The 23,667-nt window shown below is 70.3% G+C and carries 14 protein-coding genes and 1 pseudogene; 9 read left to right on the top strand and 6 right to left on the bottom strand.

The genetic code is table 11. From position 1 onward, the window contains the following. Window positions 1-18 precede the first annotated feature (18 nt). The 8 genes from ACFFRH_RS28855 to ACFFRH_RS28820 all read left to right on the top strand — a co-directional run bounded on the left by ACFFRH_RS28855 (window position 19) and on the right by ACFFRH_RS28820 (window position 9,138). Complete coding sequence (locus ACFFRH_RS28855; RefSeq protein ID WP_344747154.1) at window positions 19-999, top strand: TauD/TfdA family dioxygenase; 981 nt, start codon at window positions 19-21, stop codon at window positions 997-999. Window positions 1,000-1,148: 149 nt separating this feature from the next. Further along, window positions 1,149-2,426, top strand: coding sequence for a M20 family metallo-hydrolase (locus ACFFRH_RS28850; RefSeq protein ID WP_344747153.1), 1,278 nt, complete (start codon window positions 1,149-1,151; stop codon window positions 2,424-2,426). Between the two features lie 80 nt (window positions 2,427-2,506). Next, entirely contained in the window at window positions 2,507-3,166 is a 660-nt protein-coding gene (locus tag ACFFRH_RS28845; protein ID WP_344747152.1) for an LOG family protein, read from the top strand. A 30-nt stretch (window positions 3,167-3,196) separates the two neighbouring features. Then, a complete protein-coding gene (gene gntD / locus ACFFRH_RS28840; protein ID WP_386160926.1) occupies window positions 3,197-4,219 on the top strand; it encodes a guanitoxin biosynthesis L-enduracididine beta-hydroxylase GntD in 1,023 nt (340 codons plus the stop codon). A 40-nt stretch (window positions 4,220-4,259) separates the two neighbouring features. Then, complete coding sequence (locus ACFFRH_RS28835; RefSeq protein WP_344747150.1) at window positions 4,260-5,135, top strand: dimethylarginine dimethylaminohydrolase family protein; 876 nt, start codon at window positions 4,260-4,262, stop codon at window positions 5,133-5,135. Window positions 5,136-5,203: 68 nt separating this feature from the next. Next, window positions 5,204-5,578 carry a nuclear transport factor 2 family protein gene (locus tag ACFFRH_RS28830; RefSeq protein WP_344747149.1) on the top strand — a complete coding sequence of 125 codons (375 nt, stop codon included), beginning with the start codon at window positions 5,204-5,206 and terminating at the stop codon, window positions 5,576-5,578. Window positions 5,579-5,740: 162 nt separating this feature from the next. Continuing rightward, window positions 5,741-5,944 (top strand): hypothetical protein, encoded by a 204-nt coding sequence (locus tag ACFFRH_RS28825; protein WP_344746902.1) that lies wholly within the window; start codon window positions 5,741-5,743, stop codon window positions 5,942-5,944. Beyond that, complete coding sequence (locus ACFFRH_RS28820; RefSeq protein ID WP_344746901.1) at window positions 5,941-9,138, top strand: hypothetical protein; 3,198 nt, start codon at window positions 5,941-5,943, stop codon at window positions 9,136-9,138. The genes ACFFRH_RS28825 and ACFFRH_RS28820 overlap by 4 nt, the downstream gene beginning before the upstream one ends. Before the next feature lie 50 nt (window positions 9,139-9,188). Here the strand turns inward: ACFFRH_RS28820 and ACFFRH_RS28815 are convergent, their stop codons facing one another. Then, window positions 9,189-9,389, bottom strand: coding sequence for a hypothetical protein (locus tag ACFFRH_RS28815; protein WP_344746900.1), 201 nt, complete (start codon window positions 9,387-9,389; stop codon window positions 9,189-9,191). A 144-nt stretch (window positions 9,390-9,533) separates the two neighbouring features. Further along, window positions 9,534-11,228 carry a pectate lyase-like domain-containing protein gene (locus tag ACFFRH_RS28810; protein ID WP_386160923.1) on the bottom strand — a complete coding sequence of 565 codons (1,695 nt, stop codon included), beginning with the start codon at window positions 11,226-11,228 and terminating at the stop codon, window positions 9,534-9,536. A gap of 498 nt (window positions 11,229-11,726) precedes the next feature. Between ACFFRH_RS28810 and ACFFRH_RS28805 the strand changes: the two are divergent. Further along, window positions 11,727-11,888 (top strand): annotated as a pseudogene (locus tag ACFFRH_RS28805) (transposase); the annotation flags it as partial. 432 nt (window positions 11,889-12,320) lie between these two features. On the opposite strand, the gene ACFFRH_RS28800 reads toward ACFFRH_RS28805, so the two are convergent. The 4 genes from ACFFRH_RS28800 to ACFFRH_RS28785 all read right to left on the bottom strand — a co-directional run bounded on the left by ACFFRH_RS28800 (window position 12,321) and on the right by ACFFRH_RS28785 (window position 23,231). Continuing rightward, on the bottom strand, window positions 12,321-12,932 hold the full coding sequence (locus ACFFRH_RS28800; RefSeq protein WP_344746898.1) for a hypothetical protein: 612 nt from the start codon (window positions 12,930-12,932) through the stop codon (window positions 12,321-12,323). A gap of 170 nt (window positions 12,933-13,102) precedes the next feature. Beyond that, window positions 13,103-18,811: a ThuA domain-containing protein gene (locus ACFFRH_RS28795; RefSeq protein WP_386160918.1), complete on the bottom strand. Its 5,709-nt coding sequence runs from the start codon at window positions 18,809-18,811 to the stop codon at window positions 13,103-13,105. Window positions 18,812-19,023: 212 nt separating this feature from the next. After that, window positions 19,024-20,313 carry an ROK family protein gene (locus ACFFRH_RS28790; protein ID WP_344746896.1) on the bottom strand — a complete coding sequence of 430 codons (1,290 nt, stop codon included), beginning with the start codon at window positions 20,311-20,313 and terminating at the stop codon, window positions 19,024-19,026. Between the two features lie 500 nt (window positions 20,314-20,813). Then, on the bottom strand, window positions 20,814-23,231 hold the full coding sequence (locus ACFFRH_RS28785; protein ID WP_344746895.1) for an alpha/beta hydrolase: 2,418 nt from the start codon (window positions 23,229-23,231) through the stop codon (window positions 20,814-20,816). Between the last annotated feature and the right edge of the window lie 436 nt (window positions 23,232-23,667).

Below are 23,667 nucleotides of genomic sequence, written 5' to 3'. Positions count from 1 at the left end.
CGCAGACCGGAGCAGAAAATGACGGAAATCGGCCCCATCACTACAACCCTGGAAAAAGAGTCGATCTACCTCGACCTGGACGTACGGCAGGAGATCAAGCGGCTCGCCGAACTGTTGGCGGAGACCGTGCCGGGCCTGCTGGACGAGCCCCACTGGCTGGCGGCGGCGCGTGATCTGTCCTGCGCCCTCCCGGCGGCGCTGCGGACGGCGCTGCGGAACTTCTCCGCCAACTCCGGCCAGGCGGGCGTGATACAGATCCACGGCCTGCCGGTCGGGCCCCTGCCCCCCACCCCCACCAGCAGGGAGTCCGTCGAGCGGTGGGCCACCGTGCCGGCTTCGGTGATCGTGCTGTGCGCCATGGTGCTGGGTGAGGTGGTGGGCTTCGAAGGCGAGAAGCGCGGCGCCCTGGTGCACAACGTGGTGCCGGTACCGGGTGAGGAGCGGACCCAGAGCAACGCCGGGTCCGTCAACCTGGAGATGCACACCGAGAACGCGTTCCATCCCCATCGGCCCGACTTCGTCGCCCTGTCCTGCCTGCGCCAGGACCTCGACGGGGAGGCGGGGCTGCGCGTCGCGTCGCTTCGGCGGGCGATCGGGCTCCTCTCCGCCGAACAGCGGCGGATCCTCGCCGAGCCCCGCTTCAGGACCGACCCGCCGCCGTCCTTCAACGGATCCGGAACCGGGGTGGTGCACGGGGCCATCTCCGGTGCGCCCGAGGATCCGGACGCCCAGGTGGACTTCCACGCCACGAGACCCCTGGACGAGGGTGCCGCGCGGGCCATGGCCGCCCTCCGCGAGGCCCTCGAAGCGGTCTGCGACACCGTCTACTTCGCCCCGGGCGACCTCGCGATCGTCGACAACCGGGTGGCCCTGCACGGCCGCACCCCGTTCTCACCCCGGTACGACGGCCACGACCGCTGGCTGCACCGCGTGTTCGTCCACGCCGACAGCCGCCGGTCCCGGGCCAGGCGCAACGGGGGCGGACATGTCGTCAGCTGAGCGGGCGGCCGACCCACACGACCGAACCCGGCACGACCGAACCCGGCACGACCGGACCCGGCACGACCGGACCCAGCACGTCCCGACCTCGCTCGACTCCTGGGCCGGCGGACGCCCCAGGAGCTTGATCGCCACGACAGGTGGTAACGATGCGTAACTCTCTGACCGTTGCCGACAAGCCTCGCTCCGGCACCTCTCTCCGGATCGACGGCGCTCGACTGCTCGACCGCCTGGACCGCCTGGCCGAGATCGGAGGAGGCGAGGACGGCGGCGTCACCCGTATGGGCTTCAGCGACGCCGACCAGGAGGCGCGGGCCCATGTGGCCCGGCAGGCGGCGGAGGCCGGGCTGACCGCCACCGTCGACGCCGGCGGAAACCTGCTCATCCGGCGCCCCGGCGACCACCGGGGCTCCCACCGCCCGCCGATCCTCGTCGGCTCGCACCTGGACACGGTCGCCAACGGCGGCCGGCTGGACGGGGCCTACGGGGTGATCGCCGCGCTGGAGGTGCTGCAGACCCTGCACGAAGCCGGTGCCGAAACCGACCACGAGGTCATCGCCATCAGCTTCGCCAACGAGGAGGGCGCCCTCTTCCCCCAGCCCTTCTGGGGCTCCATGGTCTTCGCGGGACGGCTGGACGCGCTGCCGAGCGAGCCGGAGGACTACTCCGGCAGGCCACTGCGAGACGCCCTGGCCCGGGTAGGCGGCGATCTGTCACAGCTGAAGACGGCGACGTGGGCGCCGGGCTCCCTCACCGCCTACCTGGAGCTCCACGTGGAGCAGGGGCCCGTCCTGGAGCGGCTGGGCAGGTCCATCGGCGTGGTCGAGTCCATCACCGGACGGATTCACATGTCCGTACAGATAAACGGCAAAGCGGGCCATGCGGGCACCACGCCCATGGAAGGGCGCCAGGACCCACTCGTCGTGGCCGCGCGCCTGATCCACGTCGTCCAGGGCCTGGCACGGGAGGAGAAGCTGTGCCGCGTGGCCACCGTCGGGCGCATGGAGGTCCAGCCGAACTCTCCCAACACCATCCCGAACTCGGTACGGCTCGACGTCGACCTCAGGGACAGCGACCCCGCCCGCCTCGCCGCGGCCGAGCAGACCGTGCGAGGAGCACTGGCCGCCCTGGCACGCCTGGGGAACGTCCGGGCCGTGATCGAGTCCACCGTGCGCAGCGCTCCCGTGCAGACGGACCGGCGAATCCGGGACGCCATCGCGGCGTCGGCGACCGAGCTCGGACATTCCCAGGAGACGCTGCCGAGCGGAGCGGGACACGACGCCCAGATCGTGGCCGATCTCGCACCGGTCGGCATGATCTTCGTGCCGAGCATCGACGGCGTCAGCCATGTCCCCTCCGAACGCACCAGCCCGGAGGACCTGGTCATCGGCGCCGAGGTGCTGCTGCGCACGGTGCTGAAGCTCTGACCGGGCGCCGCCCTCTCCCCGTGTCGAGTGGACGCGCCCATACGCCGCACACCTCCTCCACGCTGTGATCGGAGATCTCCATGCACAACATTCGTCAACGTGCCGCGATCATCGCCACGTTCTGCGGTGCGCGTCCCGGCAGGGACCTCGCGTACGCCGCCCTCGCCCAGGACTTCGGAACGGCCCTGGGCCGGCGCGGCTGCGGGCTCGTCTACGGCGCGGGTGGCGTCGGCATGATGAGGGCGGTGGCCGAGGCGGCCCTGGCCCAGGGGGCCAACGTCACGGGGGTGGTCCCCCATGACCTCCACGAACGGGAGCGATCCCAGAAGGCGCCGGGACAGATCTTCCTCGTCCGGACCATGCACGAGCGCAAGGCCCTGATGTACCGGCTCTCCAGCGCCTTCGCGGTCCTGCCCGGCGGGTTCGGGACCCTGGACGAGCTCATGGAGGTGGCCACCTGGAACCAGCTCGGCATGCATCGCAAGCGGGTGGTCCTCCTCAACGCGAAGGGCTACTTCGACTCGCTCCTGGGCTTTCTCGACCGCGTGGCGCAGGACGGCTTCCTCACCCCCGAGGAACGCGACCTCATCTGTGCCACCGGCGACGTGGAGGAGGCCCTTGACCTGCTGACGGCGGAGACGCCGCAGGCCGCCGTGGCCGTCACCGTGCCCGCGGCCGCGGCACGCCCCGCTCACGACGAGATCCGGGCGGTCCCGGACTCACGGCTACTGACCCGGTGAACCCGGGTCCATCTCATCGGAGGATCGCACATGTCCGCATCGCACCCCGTCGACGTGCTCTACTACGACATCACGCCGACGGATCTGAACACGATCGAGGATCTGCTGGCCCGCACCGGCGCCGAGTACGGTCACCCGGAAGCACCGGAGTTCCTGCTCGACGCGCCGAGGCTCGCAGCCGGCCTGCCGGGCGAACTGACCCGCTTCCTGCGCACCTTCCGGCTGACCGAGTCGTCCGCGGCGGTCGTCGTGCGCGGCCTCCCGGTGGACGACGCGGGCATCGGCCCCACACCACTGCACTGGTCGAAGCAGGCCGATCCGGCCACCACGCGGCGTGAGGAGTTCTTCTTCGCCCTGGTGGCGTCGGTGCTGGGCGAGCCGTTCGGCTGGTCCACCCTGCAGGGTGGCCGGCTGGTGCACAACGTGATCCCGATCCCGGGCGAGGAGTGCCAGCAGAGCGGCCACGGCAGTTCGGACCTTCTCGAGTGGCACACCGAAGACGGCTTCCACCCGAATCGCTGCGACTACCTGGGCCTGATCGGCCTGCGCAATCACGGTGAGGTCCCCACCACCTACGCCAGCGTCGCCACCCTGGACCTGCCCGAGGACTACCTGCAGGTGCTGGCCGAGCCGCGGTTCCTGATCCGGCCCGACACCGAGCACCTGCGCAACGCGCGTGCCGACGACGCGGGCTCGCCCTCCACCGTCCAGCGGATCGGTACGGCACCCGTCCCCACCGCGGTCCTCTTCGGCGGCGTCGATCGGCCCTACCTGCGCATCGACCCGTACTTCATGTCGTCGGTGCCGGGAGACGGCTACGCCGCGGACGCGCTGGAACTCGTGACCAAGCAGCTCGAGGCGAACCTCGAGGACATCGTCGTGCACGCCGGGGAGGTCCTCTTCATCGACAACTTCCGCGCCGTACACGGCCGTCGACCGTTCCAGGCCGCCTACGACGGCACCGACCGGTGGCTGAAGAAGCTCGTGCTCAGCCGCGACCTGCGCAACTCGCGCGCCCTGCGCGCCAGTGCCGACTCGCGCGTGTTGTATTGACGACACCACCGGGCGGTTTCTCCGCACAGAGAGGGTGACCATGAACGACGGCTCTTCTTCCACGGCTTCACGGAATCCGCTGAAGAGGTTCCTGCTGTGCAGTCCCGACCACTTCGACATCACGTTCGAGATCAACCCGTGGATGTCATCTCAGCGGCGCCCCGACAGGAAGAAGAGCTGGGGCGAGTGGAACGCCCTGGTGGCCGACCTACGGGCAGCCGGTGCCGAGGTGCACCACTTCCCCTCGCTGCCCGGACTGTCGGACATGGTCTTCCCCACGGACGTGGGGGTGGTGGACGGGGACCGGTTCGTCCGCGGTCGCTTCCGGCATCCCGAGCGCCGGGACGAGGCCGCGCACGGCGCGACGTGGCTGCTGGAACACGGGTTCACGGAGATCCCCTGGCCCGACGACCCCGGCATGTACCTGGAGGGTGGTGACGTGCTCCGGTTCGGCGACGTCCTGCTGTGCGGCACCGGCCCGCGCACGTCACCCGCGGCGGCGGCGTACCTGTCACAGGTGCTCGGCATCCCCGTGGTGACGGTGCCCATCGTCGATCCGCGCTTCTACCACCTCGACATGTCCTTCTGCCCGCTCGACGCCCGCCGGGCGATCTACGCACCCGACGTGTGGGACCGCGAAGGGCGGCGGGCGATCGGGGAGCTCGTGCCGGACCCGCTGGTCATCAGCGTGGAGGAGGCGCTCACCTTCAGTGCCAACTCGGTGGTCGTCGGGCGCACGGTGGTGATGCCCTCCTGTCCTCCGCGGATCAGGACGCGACTCGAGGACTGGGGCTTCACCGTGCGCGTCTCCCCGGTCGACGAGTTCCTCAAGGCCGGCGGCGGAATTCGCTGCATGTCGCTCGATCTCGACCTGCTCGGCGGTGCGCGGCGCATGAGCCCGATCCTCCGGAACTAGGCACCCGCCCTGGGGCCATCGGCGAGTCGCCCGGACAGCTCCGGTTCAGCCGCGGATAGGAGGCAGCCATGTCACCCCAGCAGCGCAGGAGCCGTAGCACCGGCCTCATCGCCGTGGCCGTTGACCACGCCCGGCTGAGCTACGACTACCTCAACGCCGGCGACGTCGACGCCTACGCCTCCCTCTTCGAGAAGGACGTGGTGGTGCGGCGCCCGGACCTGACCGTGCGCGGCCGCGCGGCACTGGAGAGGTGCCAGGACGGGCGGGCCGCCCACTGCCACTACACGGTGACCACCGTGATCGCCTCGGAGGAGCACGTCGTCGTCATCGGCGTCCTCACCGGGGAGACCGCCGAGGAGGTGGAGTTCGCCGACGTCTTCACCTTCTCGGAACAGGGCCTGTTCACCACCCAGCAGTCCTTCTTCTTCGGCACCCCGGGTTGATCCCCGCAGCCGGCCGTTTCCTCATGCGAGCCCGCTTCGACAGCCCGGCCGGGGTGGCGCGGCCGGGGCTCTCCGGCGCCCTTCACCGGCGGTGTTCGGCCGTTGCCCGCCGGGGCGGAAGGAAGTCCAGGTTTGTCGGTGGGGTGATCTAACGTCCCGGCCATGACTTCAGCGACGCGGGCGTACGCACACGCCGCGCCCTCCTCCCCGGCCGGCGATCGTCTCGGATCGGCGGCCTCCGGCGGGCGGGCCCTGTCCGGCCCGGCCGTGGCCCCCCGGTTCCTCGGCGGCGTGGTGACCCAGGCGGCCCCCTCCGCGGCGGCCCTGCTCGGCGTCGCCCGCGCCGCGGCGGAGGTCTCCCGATGACCCTCTGGACGGAGATCTGTGATCTGGTCACCCGCGACCAGGTCGCCCGCCTGGCCGACCGGCTGGTCACGCTCACCGAGGAGGAGCGCGCCGAGCTGAGTGGACGGTTGCCCGGCCTCGTCAAGGAGCTGCGCCGTGCCCGCACCGAGCAGGTGCGCGCCGATCATCCCGACGACTTCGAGGAGATGGCCTCCTGGGAGGTCGGCGACCTGCTCGACGAGCTGGCCAACGGGCTGCTGCTGACCGGCGTCGGTGTCATCACCGGCCCGGCGGCCGCGGTGACGTGGATGACCGGCCGCGACGTCAACCGCCGCTGGGCCAGGGACCTCAACGTCGCACGGGTGTGTCGGGTGGCGGCCACCCGCCCCCGGGAGTGGCGTCGCGATGTCGCGGTCCGGCTGGCCCGGCGGGTGCGCCGCCCCACCGACCGCATCGCGCCGCTGGCCGTGGCGCTGCTGCGCGAGTCCGGCGCCGTGCCGCCCGACCACGACCCGCTGGTGGCCGCCTGGCTGGCCGCGCCGAGCGTGGCCGACGACCCGCTGACCCCCGTGCTGCTGCCTCGCGTCTTCGACGCCGACGGCGCGGGCCGCGCCCTCCGTGACGAGCGGCTGGAGCCCCGGCCGACCCGCTGGCTGGCCGCCGCCGCCCGCGAGCTGCCCAGGGAGCAGGTGCTCGACGGTTGCGTGAGCCGTTTCCTGCGCGGCGGCGATGCGCAGGACCTGCGATTCTTCGTCCGGCTGCACACGCTCCTCGCCCCCACGCCCGCGGAGTCCGCGCCGCGCCTGCGCGACTACCTGCGGTTGCTGCCGTCGGCTCCGGGTACGGTCGCCGAGCTGGCCGCCGGGCAGGTGCGTGCGGCGATGCCGCTCGACCGCGCCGACCTGGTCGAGGCGGTCGACGCGCTCACCTTCCGCGAGGAGGCCAAGCTCGCCGCAACGGGCCTGCGCTGGCTCGACCAGGCGATCCGGGCCACGCCCGAGGCAGCCGCCGATCTCGTGACCGCGCTGACCACGGCGTACGCACACAAGTCCTTCGACGTGCGCAACCGCGCGGCCGAGCTGACCCTGAAACACGCCGACCTGTTCGCCGACCACACCGGGGCGATCCTCGACGCGATCCCCCAGCTCCCCGCCGATCTGGGCGTGAAGCTGGCCGAGCGGTTCGGCGGGGAGATCCCGGTCGAGGAACTGCTGGAGCACAAGGAGTTCCCGCCTCTGCCAGAGGTGCTCGCACCGGAGCGTTTCCCCGAGCCGTCGATCTTCCCCGGCCACCACGAGCGTTGGGCCGGCCAGGAGCGCTGGCTGGCGGCCTTCGTCGTGGGGATCGCCGACGACCGGGCGGAACTACGTCGCAGGCTCAAGCCCCACGTCGAGCACGACTTGGGTTACCGGCGGTCCAGGGAGGTGCGTCTCGACCCCGGCGATTGGCAGTCGGCGCTGTCCGCCGAGCTCGTCACTCCCGGGAGCGTGCCGGAGCTGCCGCCGATCGAACCGGAGAAGTTCTGGGACAGAGCGAGCCGCTCCGTGGGAGTACGCGTCCTCACCCGTGGCGAGGAGCGCACCCCGGAGCCGGGGCCTCAGCGGTTCGTGGTGAGCGGCGCCTACCGGCCCGGCCGCTACCTCGACGACGACGCCCCGATGCGCGCCTTCTTCATCACCTGGACCGGCGACGACGGCCCGGACGGGGCGGTGGCCCACGAGGGCGACCGGCGGATCCCCTTCGCCAAGGGCCGGATCCATCTGTACGGTTCTCCCGCCGACGCCGAGCGGCCGCGGCCTTCCGGCGCCGACGACGAGGAGATCCACGACGACAGGCTGCCGGATCGCCTCCCCCCGGTGCGGACGAGGCCTGGCGTCCTGTACGACGACTCCGTGGAGGCCATGCCGTCCTTCATCCTCGACCGCGCCTACGAGCGCATGGCCGAGCTCGGCACGGACCCCGTCCGGATCGCGGCGATGCGGGCGGGGGAGCAGGTGCCCCCGCCGGGCCCGGGCGAGCCGCTCGTGGAGGTGACCGTCGTCTTCGTCCCGCCACGGCTGCGTTCCTTCATGCCCGAGGAGTTGCCCGAGCACGACGAGTGGCGGCGGCGCAACCGGCTGCCCCACCCCAATCGCGTCTCCCCGCTCCACGATTTCCTGCTGCACCGCTACGCGGAACTCGCCGAGGCCCTCCGAAACGGGACCCTGCCGCCCGTGCTGCTGGCCACGCCGACCTGGATGACCGGCCACCTCGACCCCGACGTGCTGGTCGACCGGCTGGAGACGTGCGCCGGCGCGGGCGTCGAACCGCTGCGGGCCGATCTGGCGCAGGCGCTGCTGCGGCTGCCCCGGGGCAGCCACCCGGCCGCCGCCGGCCGGGCCGTGAAGATCGATTCCGCGGCGGCGCGCACGGCGGCCGAATGGCTGGCCGGGCAGGGTATGCCCGACCCGGAGTGCGGTCTCTGGTGGACCCACATGGTGAACGCGTCCATGGTCGAGTTCGGCGACGGTGAGCCCGAGCACTCCACCGCGGTTCGCCTGACGCCGGTGCTACGGGCCATGCCCACCGGCGACGAGCTGATCGACGAGGTGCTGCTGCGGCAGCCGTTCGACTGGTCGGACGAAGGTCTGGGCAGCGAGATCGGCGGGTGGCCGGCCATGCTGCCCTCCCACCGCGAGGTGGTGGCCGTGAACATGTTGCCGTTCGTGCTCCACGGCCACTGGTACGCGGGCGTGACCCCGGCGGAGTTGTCCCGCCTGGCCGCCTGCGGCGGCCCCGTGAGCGAGGCGACGGCAGTGATCATCGCTTTCCTGCTGGGGAGCGGCGTGCCCGGGACGACCCCGGTGGTCCTGCGGATGGCGGCCGGAGGCGACCTGCCCGCCGAGGCGATCGGCCGCCAGCTCGCGCTGCTGCTGCGCCGCACCTGGCTGGAGACCCGCCCCGCCGTCGCGGCCCTGACCGAGCTGGCCGAGGCCGGCGGCCACCACGAGGTGTGGCGCATCCTGCGCGCCCTGCTACCCGGGATGTTGCCGGGCGAAGGGCGGCGTATCACCGTGACCCACACCGAACTCGTCGCCTTCGCCGCCGACGTCGCCCGCTGGACCGGCGCGCGCGGGGAGATCCCGGTCGTCGCCGAGTTCGCGCGCAGCCGCCGGACGATCCGTTTCGTCCACGAGTGCAAGCGCCTTCACGCCCAGCTCACCGGAGCCACGTGATGACGAACCGCGCCGGGGCACATCAACGCCTCCGGCGGTCCCGGCGCGGTTCACACCATCCCGCTCGGTTCGGCGGGGGCGGTGTAGCGGGCCTCGATGAGCTCGCGCACCCGTTTCCTGGCGTCGTCGACGGAGTCGCCGGGATCCTGCTCGACCTCGGCCACCTCGGCCGACAGCTCCTCGTCCTTGACGCTGTCGGCCAGCCATCGCGAGTAGTCGCCCCGGCGCAGGTGGTAGGTCCACGTGCTCACTCGTCGTCTCGGAACACGTCAGCGCCATGTCATGGAACGGCGTGAGGCAGGACCCCACGGTCGGCCAGATCCCGCCGTACGACAAGCTGCCCGCGAGATCCCCGGTGGGCCGGGTCAGGAGACTCCGGCCCACCGGGGCGGGCCCTACGGGGCCGGGTAATCCGTGATGTACACCGGCGCGCCGACCTTCGTCATGTCGGCCGCGTCGCCCACGCCGTTGACGACGTGGTCGATTATTCCGGCACTGAGGTTGACGGTCATGATGTGGTGCAGCTTGACGCCCGGGGTCTGCGGAACCTCGAAGCCGTTCTCGGTGTGGATCTGCGGGTTGTTCTGGTTGAAGACGTAGACCCCGCCGCCGTAGAGGAGGTGCCTCTTCACGCTCCTGCCCACCTTGTAGCCGGCATAGCCCTCGACATCGCCGTCCATCCAGTCGGCCTGGGTCGGCGGGTCGTACGGCAGCTCGTTCTGGTACAGGATCGTCGTGCCGTCCTCGCCGTTCCAGATGGTGTTGTGCCGCTGGAAGTGCTCGACGAACAGGCCGGTCGCGGTCACGTGGTCGCCGTTGACGATGACGCCGTTGCGGCCGTCGTTGGTGTTCCACCGCTGGGTGTCGGTGAAGCCTTCGACACCGTGGTCGGCGCGCCACACCCAGGTGTGGTCGATGAGCACGTGGTCGCTGTTGACCTCGAGCGCGGTGTTGGTCCTGCCGACGTGGGGTCCGCCGACGCGGAAGTACACGTCGGACAGGGTGATCGGGTTGTCCGCCGTGCTGTGGCTCCTCTTGTCCTTCTTGCCCACCTTCAGCAGGACCTGCGACTTCTTGAGACCCGCGTCGATGGTCACGCCGGCGACGATCACGCCGGGGACGGAGTCGACCTCGATCGGGGTCGAGGCGTTGACGGCGGTCAGCGTGGCGTGCCCGATGCCGAGGACGACCGTGTTCGGGCGCTCGATGTCGATGCTCTTCTCGATGTCGTACACGCCGGGTGTGAGCAGCAGGTGCTTGCCGCTCTTGAGCGCACTGTTGATGGTCTTCACCGAATCCGACGGCTTCGCGACGAAGAAGTCGCTGATCGGCAGCGTGTAACCCGGGGTCATGCCGTTGGCCCACGTGATGCCGCGCGAGTCCTTCTGGACGGCGGGCACGCGGACGTTGTATTCGCCCTGCTCGTCGACGAACAGGTAGGGCTTCTCACGGCTGACGGGAGTGGTCTCGAGGGTGGTGTACGGCGGGTTCGGGAATGCCGCGTCGTCCGGGGCGCCGACGGTGCCCGCGAACACCTGGTTCCACACGGCGTTCGACCAGCCGGCGACCTCGCTGTTGCGGGTCAGCCACTGCTGCTGCGATCCGTTCGTGACGGACGGCAGCTTGGAGTCGGCGATGAAGCCACCGCTGGCGTACTGCGGGCCGGCGGTGCAGTAGTCCATGAGCGACAGGGTGCCGCCGCTGATGTTGAGACGGCGCAGGGACACCGCCTGGGAGACGGCCCAGAAGTTCGCCGACCCCCGGCAGCCGTCCTGGCCGGCCGCGTTGATGTTGATCGACAGGTTGGACAGGGTGCGCCAGAAGTTGACGAGCGCGAGGCAGTTGCCCGTCCCGCCGCCCTCCAGGCAGCGGTTGTAGACCTCGACCTTGCCGTTGATGACGACGTCGGCGGGCGAGGCACCCAGGCCGGAGATCTCGGTGTAGTAGCCGACCTTGATCTGGAGTGGCTGCTCCGCGGTGCCGTAGGTGCCGGGCTTGAAGAGGTACGCGTGGCGCGTGGTGCCCATCTCGTTGTCGACCTGAGCGGCGTGTTTCGCGTCGAGGGTCGCCTGGATCGAGCTGACGGGCATGCTCGGATCGAAGACGGTGACGTTCGGCCCGAGATCAGGGGCGCCATCGGTCGGCGATGCGGCGGTGGCGGGTGTTCCGGCTGTCATGACGGCGGTCGCGAGTACGAGACCGAACGCCAACGCCCGACCCATCTGCCGACGGCGCGGGCGCCGCGTCGTCACACTCCCGTGGCCGGGAGGCTTGGTCGTCATACGGTTCGTCCTTTCCGCTGCGTGTGCAGCGGTCATTTGGGGGGTGAGATCCTTCGACGGGCGGTCGACACCGCCGGACCGTGAGAGCGCTCTCTTGAAGAAGGTGCAAGACTTGTATCAAGGGTTGAAGGAATTGATACGTTTCTATCGCGTGAACTGGTCCGAGCACAAGTAAACGAACCGTGTCGGCCGGGCGGGTCCTGTAGATCATCGTGGCGAACGAGAAGCGGCTGAACGCCACCGGCCGATGTCCGGTGGGATCGGCCGAGACCATTGCGTCGAGCAGGGCGGCCGTCCGGGACGCCGTTGTATCCGCACGGCCTGTCCACCGGCGACCTCGTTCCGGCCCTGGAGCGGTTCCTCGGGCCGGCCGCCGGGCTGTCGTCGGCGATGGTGTCGAGGCTGACGTCTCAGTGGACCGACGATCACAAGGCGTTCCAGAAGCGCGACCTGTCGGCGACCGGCTTCTCCTGGTCGCACCCGACGCGACGGCGGGCGGCGGCATCTCTCGCGGACCCTCTGGTCACGCCGCTTCCGGCCCGGTGGACGGGATGATCGGGTGAGTGAGGTGCGCGCGGTACGCGGGCGGGGTTCTCGTTCCAAGGCCGTGCCTCGGGAAGCCGCGCCGAAGCCGAAGCCGATGTCGCCGGGAGGGGGCACCCGGCCGGGCCGGGTCGGCGGCCGTCAGCTCACCGGCGGGATGTTCGAGCGGTTCCCGCGTGACGGGAGTGGGCGTGTCCCACTCCTCCGTCAGGCGGGCCGGCTCGGCGAGGGGTTCGGCGTCGAGACCACCGTCGCGCGACGCCGTGCGGACGCGGACCCCCAACTCGTCGACGGCCTGGTCGAGCGGCTCGTCGGCCTGCCCTCCCGGGGAGGCGCGGTGGTCGTCCGGTCCGGGGGTCAGCCGGAGACGTTCCGGCGGCGGACGAGGACGACCATGATCCCGATGGCGGCCAGCGCGGCGGCGGCGATGACACCGATCTGGAGGGGGAGGTCGTCGGAGGAGTTCTCCTGGGCGGCGCGTTCGGCCAGGGCCGCGTTGGACACCGGCGCGGACGCCGCGGGGAGCTTGACGTCCTGCGCCTTCACGGTCGCGGACTTGCGGGCCTCGGCGGGCTTGGTGGCGGTCACGGTGACCTTCCACTCACCCGCGGGGAGCGGCTCGGAGGCGTTGTAGAGGTTCTGGCCCTCGGGCGCCGACTTCAGCGGGATCGGGCCGAAGGTACGGCCGTCGGCCGCCTTCGCGAGCAGGGTCGCCGCGACGATGTCGGTGACCGGGCGGCCGTCCTTCTTCCAGGTGAACAGCACGTTGACGTTGCGGCCGCCGTCTCCGGCGACCTCCAGGGCGATGGGCGACTTGGGCGCTGCGGAGGCGGGGGCGACGGAGGCGGGTGCGGTGAGCGCGGCGGGCGCGGCGGAGGCGGCCGGGGCGCCGAGCAGCAGCCCGAGCCCGGCCAGCAGGACGGTCGCGGCGTACCTCTGGGCCTTGTTCACGGGGTTCACGGGGTTCACGGGTCGTGACTTCCTTCCGGGGTTCGGCGACGGCGGCGGTGGGTGTCCACCGCCGCCGAAGCGCGAAACGGGGTGCCCCGCGTCGTGGGGCACCCCGACTACGAGATCCATCGGGGGTGCCGGGCCCCGGGAAGGGACCCGGCGCCCCCAGGTCGGGGCGGTCGCCCCACTTACACGGGCGTGCCGCCGTTCGCGACGATCAGGGCGTTGGCGTCACGCAGGAACGTGGCCTTCACCGCTGCATCGGAGACGATCTTCGGGTCGTTGACCGCTTCGATGAAGCGCTCAAGCTTCTTGACGATCTTCTTCTTGTCGCGCTCGCGCTCCTTGTCCTCGGACACCATGACCTTGGAGATCTTGTCCTGGAGCTTCGCGGCGCCGGTGGCCGAAATCTGGCCGGCCGCCTCGAAACGCTCGATCAGGGCGGAGATGTCGTCGGTCGAGGTGGCCGTCTTGAACGCGACCGACTGCTCGTACTTGCTGCCGGACTCGGTCTCGACGGTGACGGTGAGCGTGTGCTCGCCCAGGGCCAGCTTGTGGAGCTGCTGGACGGTCCCGGACGTGAACGGCTGGCCGTCCAGCGTGCCGGTGACGGTCTTGATCTTGTTGCCGGAGACCTCCCAGGCGATGGTGAGGTCCTGGCTGTCACCGTACTCGGTACCGTCCGCGACACCGGAGATGAGGATGGTCGGCGCGGTGTTGCCGTCCTCGATCTTGATGGTCGCGGCCTTGGTCTCCTCGACGTTGCCGGCCTTGTCGGTGGCGCGGTAGCGCAGCTGGTGGTCGCCGACACCGGTGACGTTGACCGTCGTGGTGTAGGGCGTCCAGTCGCCGCTGTCGAGGGCGTACTCGATCTTCTCCACGCCGGACGTCGCGTCCGTCGCGGCGAGGGTCACCGGCACCGTGTCCTGACCGACCGGGAGGAAGTCCGCGGTCGTGGCGGGCGGGGTCGCGTCGACCTTGACGGCGAGCGTCTTGGTCGCCTCGACGTTGCCCGCCTTGTCGACGGAACGGTACGCCAGGGTGTGGTTACCGTCACCGGTGATGACCACCGGCTCCAGGTACGTGGTCCAGGCGCCGCCGTCGAGCTGGAACTCGGTCTTGCCGACACCGCTGCCCTGCGCCTCGTCGGCGCCGGCCAGCGTGACCAGGATCAGGCTGTTGAACCACCCGTTCGCCGGCTGGGCCGGGTCGGGGGTGGCCGTGGTCACCGGCGCGGTCGAGTCGGCCGTTCCCCCGCCGGTGAGGCGGAAGTAGTCGAACTTGACCGTCTTGGACGCCTGCTGCGCGGTGCCGAGGGTGAACACGCCGATCTTGCCGTTGCCGACGGCGGTGTTCGCCACCGTCTGCGCGATGTCGGTCCACGTGGTGCCGTCGGCGGAGTAGGACCCCTTGAAGGTGGTGCCCTCCTTCTTCAGACGCAGGTGCCAGACGCCCTGGGTGAGCGTGCCGGTCTGCGGCTGCGGGTTCTGGACGGTCCCGCCGACCTCGCTGCGCAGCTCGATCCGGCGCGACACCGCCGAACCCGCGGCGTTGCCGGTGAGGTAGTCGAGCTTCACGTAGTTGTCGTCACCGGCGTAGACGAGCAGGCCGCCCTGCTGGTACTGCTCGTTCAGCGCCGACCCGTCGACCTTCGTCTCCAGCGTCCAGTCGCCACTCGGCGCCGTCTGCAGGATGAAGTTCTTCGGAGTGCCGTTGGTGCTTCCGTAGATGTCACCCGTGGTGGTGTCGATCTCCAGGTTGCCGCCGGCCACCCGGGCGGTCGCGCTGTCACCACGGACGATCGCGTCCCAGCGGCAGGTGTCGATGGACGAGCCGTTGAACTCGTCGCTCGGCGCCGGCTTGACCACGCTGTCGTCGGGGCTGATGTGGAACCAGTCGAAGGCCGCGTCGACCACCGGGCGGGTACCCGTGCTCACCAGGGAGAGCAGGCCGATCTTCGGGTTGGTGATCCCGGCGAGGGCCTTCGTCTGCGGCATCGCCGTGAAGGTGGTCCCGTCCGAGGAGTAGTGGGCGGTGAGGTTGGTGCCGTCGCTCATGAACCGCACGTACACCGTGTCGGGGTAGGCGTCCCCGAGGTTGGCGGTGTTGCTCTCCGTCACCTCGTTGGGCGTGCCGTTCTCCTCCCGGATGAACTGGAAGATGCGGGCCGCGTGGTCGTTGGTGCCCCGAGCCTGGAGCACCATCTTGGCGTAGTTGTCGTCGTCGCCGTAGACGATCAGACCCGCCTGCTGGTAGGCGTCGCGGGCGTTCAGCGTGACCTTGGTGGTGGCCGTCCAGGCTCCCTGCGGCACGGGCTGGAGCACGATGTTGGTCGTGGTTCCGGCGCCGGTGCCGTAGATCTCGGTGAGCGACGTCGGGAGGACGAGCTTGCCGTCCGCGACCTTGAGGTTCTGGTCCTCACGGACGACCGACCAGCGGTTCCGGTCGAGCTCGGTGCCCAGGAAGTCGTCGGAACGACCACTGAGGCACGTGCTGTTCGGCGGGTCCACCTTGATGGAGAACGTCTTGCTCGTCGAGGCACCCTTGGCGTCGGCCACGGTCACCGTGGCGGTGTACGTGCCGGGCGCGTTGTAGGTGTAGCTCGCGTTGGGAGTGGCCGGCTGCGGTGAGCCGTTCACGCCGAAGTTCCACTTGTAGGTGAGCGGGGTGTTGTTGTCGGGGTCGGTGGCGGTCGAGGTGAAGTCGACCTTCAGCGGGGCGACGCCCGTGACCGGGGTCGCCGACGCGGTGAGCGTCGGGCGCTGGTTGTCCGTGGCGCCCTGGCCGATGAAGTCGACCCAGTTGACGTTGAGCAGGTAGGCGTCGTTGGCCGCGCTCGCCGGCTTGCGCACGATGAAGAACAGCGGGCCGGTCGTCGTCGGGACGTTGGTCAGGTTGACCGTGACGTCCTGGTACGTCTGCCAGCCGCCGGTCGGGGCGATGTCGACCGAGCCCACCAGGGTCCCGGTGTCGGCGTTGCCCGTCTTGATCTGCACGGTGCCGCCGGCGCCGCCCGAGGCGACCCGGAGGCGCACCTGGTTGATGCCGGTCAGGTTGATCGGGGTGTAGGCCCAGTAGTCGCCGTCGTTGGTGAAGGCGATGCTCTGGTTGCCGCCCTGCGGGTCGGTGGCGGCCTCGGCCTGGACGCCGGGGGTGTCGGTGCCCGTGCCGTCCGCGACCCGGCCGGTCGAGGAGAGGTGCTCGGCCTGCTTGCGCTTGGGCTGGAGGATGACCTCGGCCCGCCCGGTCAGCGACTGGGCGCCGCCCGCGCCACCCTTGTCGGCGTAGCTGGCCTCAAGGATGTAGAACAGGTTGTCGTCGATGCCGTGTCCGCTGTCGGACAGCGTCTGGATGGTGCCCTCGCAGCCCTGGTGCTGGTCGAGCGGGTGACCGTGGCTGTCGTGGCCCAGGTACGCCTGGATCTGGACGTTGTCACAGTCGACCGTGCCGTCCTCGGCGTCGGTGACCACGATCTTGTAGTTCACCTGGTCGCCGAACTCGAAGAACGCGCCGTTCGGCGGCAGTTCGAAGGTCACCTTCGGACGGGTGTTGCCCGCGGTGATCGGCAGGTTCGCCGTGCCGGTGAGGCCGTCGGCGTTGGTGACGGTCAGGACCGCGCTGTACTGCCCGGCCTGGGTGTAGGTGTGCGAGGGGTTGGCCTCGGTCGAGTCGGCGGTGCCGTTGCCGTCGAAGTCCCACGAGTAGGTGATCGGCTTGCCGTCAGGGTCGTTCGATCCCTGGCTGGAGAACTGCACGGTCAGCGGGGCCGGACCGTCGGTCTTGTCCGCGGTGACGCGGGCGACCGGCGGGCGGACGCCCTTGACGTACTCGATGCGGTAGATGCCGGAGTCGGCGTTGTCGCCGCCGAAGCCGGAGCCCCACTCGATCAGGTACAGCGCGCCGTCGGGACCGAACTTGATGTCCATGGGGCGCTTGAAGCTCATGCCCCCCAGGATCTGGTTGATCTTGATCTGGGCGTTGCCGGCCTCGTTGAGCTGGAACGAGAACATCTTGTTCGTGTTCCACTCACCGAAGATCGCCTTGCCGTCCCAGTAGGCCGGCCACTTGACGGTCGACTGCAGGTCGGCGTCGTAGCGGTAGACCGGGCCCGCCATCGGCGCGCCGCCGTTGAGCTCCGGGAAGGAGTTCGCGTTGGTGGCGCTGGTGTACGGGATCGACGCCGCGATCGCCGCGGGCAGCGTGGTCAGACCGGTGTTGTTGGGGGAGTCGTTCACCGGCGCGGCGCAGTTGAACGCCGAGCCCGACGCCTTGGTGGCGAAGTTGTAGTCGATGTAGGGCGTGTTGTCGCCCACGCAGAACGGCCAGCCGTAGTTGCCCGGCTTGCTGACCAGGTTCCACTCGACGGTGCCTCGCGGGCCACGGGTGGCGCTCGCGGCACCGGCGTCGGGTCCGTAGTCGGCCACCATCGGGAAGCCGGTCTTCGGGTCCAGGCCCATGCGGAACGGGTTACGGAAGCCCATGGCGTAGATCTCGGGCTTGGTCTTGGCGGTGCCCGCGGGGAACAGGTTCCCGGACGGCACGGTGTAGGTGCCGTCGTCCTGCGGGGTGATGCGGAGCAGCTTGCCGCTCAGGTCGTTGGTGTTGCCCGAGGTGCGCTGCGCGTCCCAGGCGGACCGGCCCGACTGCTCGTCGATCGGCGTGTAGCCGTCCGAGGCGAACGGGTTGGTGTTGTCACCGGTGGCGAGCCACAGGTCGCCGGTCTTGTGGTCCATGAGCATGCCGCCACCGTGGTGGCAGCACTCGGCCCGCTGCACCGGCACGTTGAGGACGACCTTCTCGCTCGCGAAGTCGAGCGCGTCGCCGTTGACCGTGAACCGGCTCAGCCGGTCGACGTTCTGGCCGTTCGGCGAGTAGAAGAGGTACAGCCACTTGTTGGTGTCGAAGTCCGGGTCCAGCGCCAGGCCGAGCAGACCGCTCTCGTTGGCGGTGAACACGTTCAGGTGACCGGCCGTCACGGTCGAGCCGTTGGTCTTGATGATCTTGACGTCACCCAGGCGGTCGATGTAGAAGACCCGCCCGTCCTTGGCGATGTCGGTCATCATCGGGTTCGACGTGTTGTCGTCGAGGGTGACCTTCTCGAAGCTGCCGCTCTGCGAGGCCGAGCAGTCGGCCTTCTCGGCGCCCGCGGCGGTCTTGATCCCGCCGAGGAGCATCTTCAGGAAGTTCGGCTCGACGAAGCTCTCCTTGGTGTGGCCGAGGCCGGTGTACCAGGAGCGTCCGCCGTTGTAGTCCTGACACCAGGAGATCGGGTGGTCGATGCCCTGGGTCGAGCCGGTGTAGGACTTCTGGTTCATCGACTGCAACACGTGCACGTTGTTGCGCGGGTTGGCCTGGAAGTCGTACCACTCGTCGACGCGGGTCCACGAGGTCGGCAGGTGCGAGGTCGACGGGTGGGCGAGGTCCTCGGTGACGACCGTCGCCTGCTGGGTCGCCGGGTGCGACTTGAAGTACGCGCCGACGAGCTTGCCGTACCACTCCCAGTTGTAGCCGCTGTCGGAGGCCGCGTGGACGCCCGCGAAGCCGCCGCCGCCCTGGATGTAGCGCTCGAAGGCGGCCTTCTGGTCCGGCGTGGTCACCGGGTCACCGGTCGTGGACATGAAGATGACGGCCTGGTACTTGGCCAGGTTGGCGTCGGTGAACTGGGCGCTGTCCTCGGTCGTGTCGACCGCGAAGTTGTTCTCCTGGCCGAGCTTCTGGACGGCGGCGATTCCCTCGGGAATCGAGTCATGCCGGAAGCCGCTGGTCTTGGAGAAGACCAGGACCTTGAAGGCGGGGTCGGCGGCGTTCGCCGACGACGCCTGGGTCGTGGAGGCGTTCGCCGGTGACGCCAGGAGTGTGAAGGCGGGTATCAGGGGCACGACGAGGGCGAGAGCCACCGTCGTCGCCGTCCGGCGTAGGAAACGGTTTTCGGTTTTTGGCAGGATCGTGGAGAACCTGGCCCACGTTCGAGAACGTGGTGACATGGGTGATTCCTTCCCTGACTGGGGGGTGTCAGGCAAAGCGCGCGCCGCCGCACTGGTGCCACTTGTGACATGAGGTTGTGTACTGCAGTGGCTGGAGGGTGCCGCCTCCAGGCTTTTGGGGGCCGTCAGATGACCGACAGCCGGGGGGGTGGATCCATGATCATGGTCGGATGGTCGATGAGCCGGTTGACCACCATGCTCGCGGCGCCCCGTGAGGCGGCGCCGAAGCCGAGGTCGGAGGCGACGAACCGGCACTGGTTGGCGGAGCCGGCCACGACCAGTCTTTCCAGCTCCGCCTGGGCATGGGGTAACAGCCATTCGGCGAGCGTGGCGAAGTAACCGCCGACGACGATGACCCGCGGGTTGAACAGGTTGGCGAGGATCGAGCCGCCGAGCCCGAGCCACCGCCCCACCCGCGCGACCGCGTCCATCATCCGGCGGTCGCCCGCGGCCAGTCCTCCGGCGATCTCCGTCGCGTATCCCTCGGGGTCGGACACCTGCGGATCGGCCGGCTGGTAGGCCCGGTCGGGCATGGCCGTCCGCACCAGTGCCGCCAGCCCCACCTTGGTCTCCCAGCAACCGTGCCGCCCGCAGCCGCAGCGGGCGCCGCCCGGGTCGACCGGCAGGTGCCCGACCTCGCCGGAGAAGCCGTCCGCGCCGCGGAGCAGCTTGCCGTCGACGAAGATGCCGCCGCCCACGCCGACATCACCGGTCAGGTAGACGAGATGGGGGGTGCCGGCGGCGACGCCGGAGGTGTGCTCGGCCACGGCCGCGAGGTTGGCGTCGTTGTCCACCGAGACTGGAACGCTCCACGGGCCGAGGGAGGCCGACAGCCGTTCCGCCAGCGGCAGGTCGCGCCAGCCCAGGTTGGGCGCGAACGTGACGACGCCGCGGGCCACGTCGACCAGGCCGGGCACCGCGACCCCGAGGCCGGCCGGAACCGCCTCGGCCCGTTCCATCGCCTCGACTGCCTCCAGCGCCGTCCGGCCGAGCACGCGCAGCGCGCGGTCCGGCCCGCCGGCCACCGAATCGAAACCGACCCGGCGCTCCACGAGGACGCGGCCTCCGAGGTCGGACCCGTGAACCGAGATGTGGTCGACGTTGATCTCCAGACCCAGCGCGCCGATGTGCGCGCCGTGCAGGGCGAGGGGTCGCCGGGGACGGCCGATCGCGCCGACGTGCTCCGTGTCGACCTCCTGGACGAGTCGCCGATCGACCAGCTGAGACACCAGGTTGGAGACCGTGGCCCGGTGCAGGCCGGTCACCTCCGCGATGTCGGCCCGGGACTGGCACGCGTGGTCGCGCAGGTGGCGCAGGACCAACGAGAGGTTCGTCTGACGGACCATGGGAGAGCTGGTCGGGAGGGCGGTGCCGGCCGTGTACGGGACGTTGTACTCCTGGTTCACGTGAGGCACCGCCTTTCGTTTGTCTCAGCAATTAACTAATGAGGTTTGTAACACGCACGTGTCCGATGTGCACCTTATTGCGAGGTAACGAGTTGACATCTTCAGATATGCGCAGGTAGAAGGCGTGGCGACTCTGTAGCTGGACCGTTACATTTGAACCGTTCGCCGCTCCGGGTGGACGCACGGGCCTCGCGTTCGTCCCGGAGACTCCGGGGTGGGTGCCCCGGGCGGGGAGGTCACGGCGGGCCGCGTCGCGGCCCACGTCACCGGTGTGGCGGGCCGGGTGTTCGCCGGACCGACGGCGTGGAGTGACGGGGCGGAGCGGTGGCGTGGCGCGACGCTGTGGACCGGTGGCGTGGCGCGACCGCGTGGAGTGGTGGTGTGGCGCGACGGGGTGGTGGACCGACGGCGTGGAGCGGTGGCGTGGGCGGGGGCTCGTCCGGCCTGACGCACGGCAACGGGCACGGCTCCGTGAGCCGTGCCCGTTGTCCTTCCTGTTCGGTCCGAGGTCAGAGAGCCTCGTCGTCGGTGACGACGAGGCGGGCGAAGCCGTTCCCGATCGTCGCGTTCGTCGGCACGGACGCGACCACCTGGTACGACTGCACGGCCGTCGCCGGTGCGGTGTCGCCCACGATCGGCACCTGGAAGGTGGCCGACCTTGCCCCGACGGGGATGACGACCTGCTGGGCCAGCGCCGTGATGACCGGCGTGGTGCCGGTGGGGATCGACTGGACGTTGACCGTCACCGGTTTCTTGCTCCGTCCCGACAGCGTCAGCGTCATGGTGGCGGCGCCGGGACCGTCGCCCTCGGGAACGGTGAGACCCTGGAGCGAGACCTGCGGCAGCTCGTCCAGCTCGGCCTTGCCCACGCGGACGTCGGAGAACGCGAGGTCGCCCAGGTACACACCGCCGGTCGGGCTCGCGCCGGTGAGGCGGACCTCCCGCACGTCACGCAGGTCGACCCCGTCGAGGGACGACATCGGGACGCGTACCGTCCGCAGCCACGTCTTGGGGAGCGGTGAGACCGCGCCGGGGAACGGCGTGAGGGCGTCGCTCACGCTGGAGACCAGCACGGTGTCGGTCGCGCCGCGACCGTCGACGACGGTGACCGCGAGGTCGGCGCTCCCCGTCGTGTTCTCGTCGAGGGCGGCGCGGAAGGTGAGCGCGTCGCGGCCGTTGACGTTCCGCGACTCCGCGGGCAGCGGGACGCTCACCTCGCCGGTGGTGTCGGTCCAGGCGAACCGCAGGACCGGCGTGGCGGTGACGTTCCCGGCGTACGTCGCGGGTGTCCAGGACGGCGCCTGCGACGTGGTCAGCCTGGTGGCGCAGGTGGGCACGCCGCTCTGCGGCGAGCGGTCCAGCATGCCGGCGCAGACCACGCCGGTCGCCGCCCCCGAGACCGTGAAGGGCGACGACGGCGACGTGAAGGGAGCCACGTCGAGGCGCTTGTCGGCCTCGGCCTGCGCGACCGTGTGGACGACCGCGCGCCCGGCGGACACCGGGACGGCGCCGCTGCCGTCGAACAGCGGGAGCAGCCCGTGCTCCCCGCCCTGGACGAGGCGGAAGAACCCGGCGATGTACGCCGTGCCCACCGCGTACTGCTCGGCCGGGGTGAGCCGGTCGGGGGCGGCGGTGCTGCCGCACACCGGGTCGTTCCGGTTGCTCCAGTCGTCGGACGCAGGGGCGACGGCCACGCCCGGTGTCCACTCGGTGTTGAAGAAGTTGTGGTTCGTTCCCATGATCATGAGTGCGGAGCGGGACGCCTCGTCCTTCTCGAAGGCGTACAGGGAGTCGTCGTAGAAGTGCTGGCCCTGCTGGTTGGAGACGTCCCCGTCGCAGTACGGCAGGAAGACGGACATCGGGATGTTGGGCAGGGTCGCACGGGCGAAGTCGGTGGGCGCGAGCGGGAGGACCGCCCTGATCCCGTACGGCGTGGGACGCCCGGCGTTGAGCAGCGCCGCCTTGACGACGCCCTCACCTCCGCGCGAGTGACCCATCAGGCCGATGTCGTCCATGTCGAGACGGCCCTCGAAGAGCTCGACGAGCTTGCCGTCGCCCGTCCCCTTCGCCGCGCCGGCGAGCAGGTCGAGATGGCGCATGACGACCTCGCCGCGGGCGAGGGCGCCCCGGTCCTCGCTGAACGGGTTGTCGGCGGCGTTGACGCCGTTGGCGCTGACCGACACGACGGCGTACCCGTGGCTGGCGAGCACGTCGGCGGGGCCGTCGTATCCGGTGAAGCTGAGGATCGGCTGCTGCCCCGCCGGGCACGGCCAGGTGGTGTTCGAGGTCTGGCGCGTGACGGGGTTGTAGCACGCGGAGTGGCGGCCGTGCTGGAAGACGACCAGGGGGAGCTCGCCGGTTGCCTCCTTCGGCAGGTACACCTTCGCGCGGATCTCGGCCTGCCTGCCGCCGAGGCCCGCCAGGGTGATGGCGGTGTCGCCGAGGTCGTACTCGTCGTGGACGACCGTGTAGGGCCCGGGGGCCGCGGGGTCGACCGTCGGAGGGGGAGTGCTCTGCTTCTTCTGCTGCCGGGAGGGCGCCGGTTCGGGGGCGATCCTCGCGGTGGGGGCGGCCTCCGACGGGACCTCGCCGTTCCAGGCCACGTCGACGGACGTCGGCGCGGAGGCCCCGGGGTCGGAGGTGGTGACCGTCAGGGTCGTGCCGTCGGGCGACTCCACGGCGGGGCCGAGTGAGGCGCCGTCGACGGCGAGTTCCGGTATGGCGTCCCGTACCGGGAGCGGCTCGTCGAGCCGGAGTGTGATCTTGTATCCACCCTCCACGGTCTCGACCGACCAGGCACCGTCCTCACCGGTTCCCGATACGGGCGGGTCGGCGTGGGCGGGTCCGGCGAAGAGCATCGTGGAGACGAGTGCGGCAGCCGTGGTTCCGGCGAGTGCCCGTGCCCTGACCTGCGCGTACAAGCGCATCTTTTTCCCTTCGAGCGCAATGCCCCAGCGGTGCTTACGTCCGCTATTGGTGGGGTTTTTGCATGTACGAGCCGAATCAGATCGTGCATGGTCGCTTGCGAGGGTTACGGGGTTTTTGCAAGTCTGTAAATGACATTCGGTGATGACCGTTGCAAAGCCGTCAGGCAGGTCTTTCCGGTCGTCGGGTGACCAGGAGGACTCGACCACCCTGGTCATCCGACGACGAGTGAGAATCGGCCACCGCGTCCCCGGCCGTCGGCGCGGCCCGGTTCGGCGGGTGTTCGGCCTCTGTGAGGCGGCCGGGCCGCCGGTTCGAAGGCATGCGACGGGACCCGGCACGATCACCGGGGAGGGCCGGTCGGCCGGGTCACGGGGACGGAGAGGCGGATCCACCGGTTGGCTCCCCGACGGGGGAGACGGATCCGCCGCCTAACGC

The sequence above is a fragment of the Streptosporangium vulgare genome, from assembly GCF_042428775.1.
GTDB classification, from domain to species: Bacteria; Actinomycetota; Actinomycetes; order Streptosporangiales; family Streptosporangiaceae; genus Streptosporangium; species Streptosporangium vulgare.
Note: the sequence above shows the minus strand (reverse complement) of the source record. Positions and strands in the feature narration are given on the sequence as shown.